This is a genomic window from Marinobacter sp., assembly GCF_048259445.1.
Classification (GTDB): domain Bacteria; phylum Pseudomonadota; class Gammaproteobacteria; order Pseudomonadales; family Oleiphilaceae; genus Marinobacter.
Genome location: NZ_JBLXHQ010000053.1, coordinates 1 through 6,849 on the forward strand (window position 1 = coordinate 1; position 6,849 = coordinate 6,849).

Below are 6,849 nucleotides of genomic sequence, written 5' to 3' on the forward strand. Positions count from 1 at the left end.
AGCCGGAAAACTCTAATCTCCGGCGGTCCAGCATTGGGTCTCAGAGCAAAAGCCGGAAAACTCTAATCTCCGGTGGTCCAGCATTGGGTCTCAGAGCAAACCCTCGCTAGACGAAAAGATGCTTTCGCGACATACTGCGCGCTTAACGAAATACCCTTACAAGCCCCGCACAACCGAAGCCAGAGTAAGACGAATGATAGAACATATCGAGCATAGCGGCGAACTCTTGGCCCTTATTATCCGGGCGTCCTATGCCAAGCCAGGTATTTCATTTTTTACAGATTCTTCGTTATCCCAACAAATCGGCTATATGCAGCATCCAAGCGGAAAGCTCATCGAGCCGCACGTTCACAACCCCGTGAAGCGAGAAGTCCATCTGACTCAAGAAGTTTTGGTTCTTCGCAAGGGGCGCCTGAGGGTCGATTTTTATGATGAGAATCAGACCTACCTCTACAGCAGAATCTTAGAAACAGGTGATGTGATTTTGTTGATCAAAGGGGGACATGGTTTTGAGGTCCTCGAAGAACTAGAGATGTTTGAAATTAAGCAAGGTCCCTACGCCGGCGATGAGGACAAAACGCGCTTTCAGGGCATTTCAACCGATGAGGTAAAAGTATGACCTCTGCGCCCTGCCCGCTAGTGCTTGAAGACGCTCTTTCGCTGCAAGCGGTCGGGCCGATCCCTGTGAACGAACCGAAACTTGACGGGAACGAACGTGCCTATCTGCTCGATTGCATTGATACCGCCTGGATTTCGTCCGAAGGACCCTATATCGAACGCTTTGAAGCGGCAATGGCTGAAAGGGTCAATCGCCGCTTTGGGATTGGCGTTGCCAATGGTTCAGCCGCCCTCGAAATTGCTGTTGCTGCCTTAAAGCTAAGCCCAGGGGACGAGGTAATCCTGCCATCCTTTACCATCATCTCCTGCGCGACCGCCGTCCTGCGCAACGGGGCCACTCCGGTGGTAGTGGATTGCGACCCGACAACTCTGAACAGTACTGCAGACCATTACGCCGCAGCCATTACACCGCGTACCAAAGCCCTGATGGTGGTGCACATTTACGGCCTTCCTGTCGATATGGACCCCATATTAGCCTTGGCCGAAAAACATGGTTTAGCGGTAATCGAAGATGCAGCAGAAATGCATGGCCAAACCTACAAAGGCCGCCCCTGCGGAAGCTTTGGCACGCTTAGCACTTTTAGCTTTTACCCTAACAAGTTGGTCACAGCAGGCGAAGGTGGCATGGTGATGACCAACGATCCCGTCTTGGCGGAGAACTGCCGCAGCCTTCGGAACTTATGCTTTAATCCAAAGCAACGCTTTGTTCACGATGAACTGGGATGGAACTACCGCTTAACCAATATGCAGGCGGCATTAGGCTTGGCCCAGGTAGAAAAACTTGATCAAACCGTTGCCCGTAAGCGCGTAATTGGCGCCACCTATACCGATCTCCTGTCGTCGATATCCGGTGTACAATTGCCGCTCACGCGGACCGATTATGCCGAAGGCTTGTACTGGGTTTACTCTCTCATTCTTGACGACAACCTGGAAATGGATGCCAAGGCAGCAATGGCAACCCTCGCCGCTCATAGAATTGGCACTCGCCCATTTTTTTGGCCCATGCATTTGCAACCCGTATTCCAAAAAATGGATTTGTTTAAGGGGGTTTCTTGTCCAGTGGCCGAAAGGATCGCCAAGCGGGGATTCTATGTGCCTTCAGGCGTAGGCATAAACGAGGTGCAAATGCGTCGTGTCGCCGCAGTCATTCGCCAGGTGCTCAGATGAGCGGAACCTTTTCCCAAGAATATGTCGCGGTTTATGACCTGCTGTATGACACCAAAGACTACGGCGCTGAGGCAGCCTTTGTCCTTGATCGTCTGAATAAGGCCAATTCACCCCCCTTAAACACCCTGTTGGATATCGGTTCCGGGACCGGGCGCCATGCGCACCTTTTTGCGAACCAGGGCTTAACAGTACAAGGGGTCGATCTTTCAGAGAAAATGGTCGCGCTGGCAACCCAACGCAGCACAGGTCAGCGTACTGCATCAGCGGTTCAGTTTATGCAAGGGGATGTTCGCTCCCTTCGTTTGTTGCGGACTTTTGATGCCGCCGCGGCACTATTCCATGTCTTCAGCTACCTTACCGTCACCGCTGATCTAGAGGCTGCCCTGCGCCAAATCCGGCGCCATTTGCCCCGGGAGGCACCTTTCCTGTTCGATTACTGGTATGCCGAGGCCGTTCACCGCGATGGGGTCGCCCGACGTGAGCGGGAAGCTGAAAACGACGCCTGGCATGTGCATCGCCTGACAGAGCCGGTATTGGAAGCAAAGAACGACTTGGTCCGGGTTAATTTCCACGTGACGGCCACCGAAAAGAAGACCGGGTCCGTTCACCGTTGGCACGAAGAACATCCTATGCGCTATTTCGATCCAGCGTTTCTAGAAGCAAAACTCTCTCTGCATGGCTTTAAAACGGTCACGCACGGGGAATGGTTGACTAAGGGGCCGCCGCAGGCCGGAGAGCTTGGTGCCTATGTGCTGGCTGTCGCTGTTTGACAAACAATGCTACCTCACTTACTAAAAAACGCTTGAGCTGGATTTTTGTAATGGAAGCGTTCTTTTCTTTTTACGCTTATCCGTCATCACTACAGCGTTGCGCTGTTGAGAATTTTCTCTAAGGACCGGACTCCGATGCGGATTGCTGTATTCGTCGAAAACGCCCTTCAGTCGGGGGGAGCCTTCCAGCAAACCTTATCAATGGTCCTCACCCTTCAATCTTTGCCGGGCCATGACGTGGTTGTCATGACCCCGATTGCTGAGAACATTGAACGCCTTCGAGAGCGCAAAATAGAGGCTCATCTCTATGCCGATGGGGCCTGGACGCGTTTTTGCGACACCATAGGCGGTCTCATGCCCCGAAGCGAACGGGCACTGCGTCTCATCCGACGTTTGGGGCTCAAACGTCTTGGACAGAATTTGGACCTTCGCCTGGACAGACTTGGCATCGACATCGCTTTTTTTAATGCGCGGTCCGCCACCCCTGTCCGGTTGTCAAAACATCCTTACGTTTTCACCGTCTGGGACTTATGCCACCGCGACCATCCCGAATTTCCCGAAGTCTTTGCAAACCGGGAATTTGAACTCCGTGAGCAAATCTTAAAAGCTGTTCTGCCCAAAGCTGTGGCGGTGATCGCGGATTCCGACACGGGGGCGGACAAAATTGCCTCGTGGTATGCGGTCGCCCGGGCACGTGTCCACGTCATTCCTTTTTTACCCTCTGCTAGTGTACGCGCCTACGCGGGCGGCCAACGCACGTCCTCGCCGCAGGCCGTACGGGAAAAATATGGTCTACCTAAAGACTATATCTTCTATCCTGCACAAATGTGGCCCCATAAAAATCACCTCTATTTGTTCGAAGGCATGGCCGAACTCAAATCCCGCTATGGCCTGAAAATCGGGGCGGCCTTGAGCGGCGGTGACAAGGGAAATAAAGACTATCTTCGCGCTTGTGCACAATCGCTTGGAATCTCAGATCAGGTTTTCTTCTTGGGATTTGTCGATGATGATGAGATCCCCGCTTTATACGACGGCGCAAAGGCATTGGTGATGCCCAGCTATTTTGGCCCCACCAACCTCCCCCCCGTGGAAGCGGCATTATTAGGCTGCCCTGTGATTTATTCTGATCAGCCGACGTTCCGCGCTCAAATGGGCGATGCAGCGCTCTATTGCGACCTTACCGACCCGAAAAGCCTAGCAGCGCACTTGCTTACTGTCCTTCAAGACACGCCTACTGTTGAGCGCCTCAAAGCCGCAGGGTCGGCACTAGCGGGAACGTTAAGTAAAGACACTACCACCCAAAAGCTTAAGGACATTTTCGACAATTACGCCCTCAAACGACGCCGATGGAAAGCCTAAAAAGGGAGGGGCGGGAATATAAATGACATCGTTACCGAACTTCATTTGTGTCGGCGCCCCAAAAACCGGCACGACAGCCTTGCACGAGGACATGGCAGCCCATCCCGATGTCTTCGTGACAGCAATTAAGGAAACCCATTTTTTCCGCCTAGCTTTCGACGGTTTGCCATGGAATGGCCCTGGCACGCCTCCGCCCATGCTGGTGGATAGTCTTGAAAAATACAAAGCCCTGTTCTCCGAGGTAAAAACCGAAAAAGCAATCGGCGAGATTTGCCCTTCTTACTTTGCAGACGCCCGCACCCCCGGTCACATTTATGATACCTTGGGCCGGATAAAGATTATCATTATGCTGCGTGATCCAGCAGCACGAGCTTTTTCGCAGTTTCTCCATGCCCGTCTCATCGGTTGCGAACCAGAACCGTCTTTCTTGAAAGCCATAGCCTTGGAGCCAGAGCGCAATGCAGCGCAATGGGGTGAATTTTGGTCGTATTTAGGACAGAGCTATTACGCCCCTGTTCTGGAAAGATATTTCTCCACCTTCGGCCGTGAAAACGTTCTGGTCCTGCGCCATGAACGCTATGTCCGCGAACGCAAAGAAAGCCTGCAGGACGTCTATAACTTTATTGGCGTCAGCCCCGATATTGCCCAACAACAATGTGCTCCAAAGCGACAGGTTAATATTTCTGGCGTCCCGACCAATCGGGCAACCGCATTCGCCTTTCGGCACATCGAAAAGATGGCAATGATAGGTCGCATTTTTGTGCCCACACCAGTCCGCAGAAAAGTGCGCTCTTTAATGGATCGTTCGCTCACAAAAGCAACGCTGCCCCCGGAAGAAAGGCACTACATAATATCCCAGCTGTCCGACGACCTTACTCAGGTCGAGAAGCTTACCGGATGGGAACTTAAAGATTGGAAAGTGCCTTCTCAATGAGCACCAATCCTTCGACCACCAACACGCAACCGCTGATTTCCATCATCACGTCGACCTATAATGCAGGCAAGCATTTAGCCGATCTCATCGACTCACTGCGCAGCCAAAACCGGACCGGGATAGAATGGATTGTTGTCGATGGGGGATCTAATGACAATACCATCGCGCTTGCCAAGGAAGCACGCGATGTGATTGACGTGCTCATAAGCGAACCTGATCACGGCATTTATGATGCTTGGAACAAAGGGGTCGCCGCAGCAAAAGGCAACTGGATCGCCTTTATGGGAGCTGACGACTACTACCTTCCAAATGCTCTAGACACCTGTCGCAAAGCAGTGTTGAGCGCCTCTTCTGAGGTAAATATGATTGTCGGGACAATTCACTGGGTCGACGAGACAGACAGCAGTATTGCCCGTACCATCGCATCACCTTGGGATTGGCAGAAGATGCAAAAATGGATGAATATCAGTCATCCAGGAACCCTGCATCACCGCACACTGTTCGATCGCTTTGGAATGTTCGACATCTCGTTTCGCAGTGCCTCTGATTATGATTTTCTGCTTCGGGTCGGCCCAAGTGTCCATGCATCTTTCATCGCCACGCCGCTTGCCCGTGTTCGCATTGGCGGTGCCAGCCAGCAGAGACAAGCCTTAAAGGAAGCTCAGCAAGTCCGACGTCGCAATTTGAAACTATCGGCATTTCAAGTCGGCATGGCCTATGTCATCGCCTGGACTAAGTTAGCGATCCGCAGGAGAATTGAGAGCTTGAAAAACATGATGACCTCGGGATAATAGATTTTGTCAGGAAACAGTGCCGAGGCGCATCAACCAATGGGCATTCGGTATTTTCGGGTCTGTGTTTCCCTAGATTAGTTCAGACCTTTATTCTCCGGCTGTTCATTTATCCCCACCAATCGGCTTGGCATATTATACCTGTTAAAAGGATTTTCTTTCGTGGCGGACAAATTCAAGAACATCAAAGCAACCTCAAATGCATTTTGGCGCGGGTTGCGAAGGTGCTTACGCGACCAGCCTCATCTTTTGACCTCGCCGTCCACACCACGCATCGACGACACCTTTTTGGTCGAGTTCCCCAAAAGCGGCATCACTTGGCTGACATTCCTGATTGCGTCCGTCAATCTGCAAAAAAGCGGTATTGACCGCCAACCAACATTTTTTGCCGTCAATGATTTGGTTCCTGACATCCACACATCCCGGCATCTGCCCACACCTCTCCCCTTTCCGGGACATCGTTTTATTAAAAGCCACGCTCCCCATAACCCTCTTTACAGAAAAGTCATTTATTTGGTTCGTGACCCACGGGACGTGATGGCCTCTTACCATGCCTTTGCTGGTAAACTGGGGTGGTACCAAGGGTCGTTGAGCGACATGATCCGCGATCAACAGTTTGGGATCGAGGCCTGGGTCAAACATGCTCAAAGCTGGCTGACGCAAACGCGGCCGAGTGTTTCTTTTAGTGTGATAAGATACGAAGATTTGCTCAGCGACACGGCAGGTGTTTTACATCATATTTATGCCCTATTAGGCTTCAACATCGAACAGCATGTCATTCACGCGGCTGTCGTGGGTGCATCATTTTCTAAGATGAAAGAGAATGAAGCCTTCTGTGCGGACAGAAATCTGACTCTCCCCAAAGATTTTACCTTTGTTCGCAAAGGGGAGACCTCGCACAAAGAAGAAATTTCTGCCGAAGATCTGCGCTATATCGAACAGCATGCTGGCGAAACCATGAAGATTTTCGGCTACGTTTAAAACACCGTCTTAAAATATATATAGGGTGCAAAGCAGCGTATAGAGGGCAGCCTGGTCAGGAAAGACGTCCTACTATCACAGGGGATCGCGACAAAACGTATTAAGATGATGTTCTATCGTCTCAAACAGGTTGACCTGAGCCCAAACGACATGCCAATCAAACGTAGAGTGTGAATAGCCCTTGCTCTGAGACCCAATGCTGGACCGCCGGAGATTAGAGTTTTCCGGC

Annotated in this window: 7 protein-coding genes; all 7 read left to right on the forward strand. The window is 51.5% G+C overall.

All coding sequences use genetic code 11. The features are described 5' to 3' along the window. Positions 1 to 193 precede the first annotated feature (193 nt). The 7 genes from ACN0RL_RS19495 (at position 194) to ACN0RL_RS19525 (ending at position 6,620) form a co-directional block, all read left to right on the forward strand. A complete protein-coding gene (locus ACN0RL_RS19495) occupies positions 194 to 619 on the forward strand; it encodes a hypothetical protein (protein WP_417519835.1) in 426 nt (141 codons plus the stop codon). Then, positions 616 to 1,785 (forward strand): DegT/DnrJ/EryC1/StrS family aminotransferase, encoded by a 1,170-nt coding sequence (locus tag ACN0RL_RS19500; protein ID WP_417519837.1) that lies wholly within the window; start codon positions 616 to 618, stop codon positions 1,783 to 1,785. Before ACN0RL_RS19495 ends, ACN0RL_RS19500 begins: the two co-directional genes overlap by 4 nt. Next, entirely contained in the window at positions 1,782 to 2,555 is a 774-nt protein-coding gene (locus ACN0RL_RS19505; RefSeq protein ID WP_417519839.1) for a class I SAM-dependent DNA methyltransferase, read from the forward strand. Before ACN0RL_RS19500 ends, ACN0RL_RS19505 begins: the two co-directional genes overlap by 4 nt. Positions 2,556 to 2,690: 135 nt before the next feature. Next, positions 2,691 to 3,914, forward strand: coding sequence for a glycosyltransferase family 4 protein (locus ACN0RL_RS19510; RefSeq protein WP_417519841.1), 1,224 nt, complete (start codon positions 2,691 to 2,693; stop codon positions 3,912 to 3,914). Between the two features lie 22 nt (positions 3,915 to 3,936). Continuing rightward, on the forward strand, positions 3,937 to 4,848 hold the full coding sequence (locus ACN0RL_RS19515) for a sulfotransferase family protein (RefSeq protein ID WP_417519843.1): 912 nt from the start codon (positions 3,937 to 3,939) through the stop codon (positions 4,846 to 4,848). Beyond that, complete coding sequence (locus tag ACN0RL_RS19520) at positions 4,845 to 5,639, forward strand: glycosyltransferase family 2 protein (protein WP_417519845.1); 795 nt, start codon at positions 4,845 to 4,847, stop codon at positions 5,637 to 5,639. Before ACN0RL_RS19515 ends, ACN0RL_RS19520 begins: the two co-directional genes overlap by 4 nt. A 162-nt stretch (positions 5,640 to 5,801) precedes the next feature. Further along, positions 5,802 to 6,620: a sulfotransferase domain-containing protein gene (locus ACN0RL_RS19525; protein WP_417519847.1), complete on the forward strand. Its 819-nt coding sequence runs from the start codon at positions 5,802 to 5,804 to the stop codon at positions 6,618 to 6,620. Positions 6,621 to 6,849 lie beyond the last annotated feature (229 nt).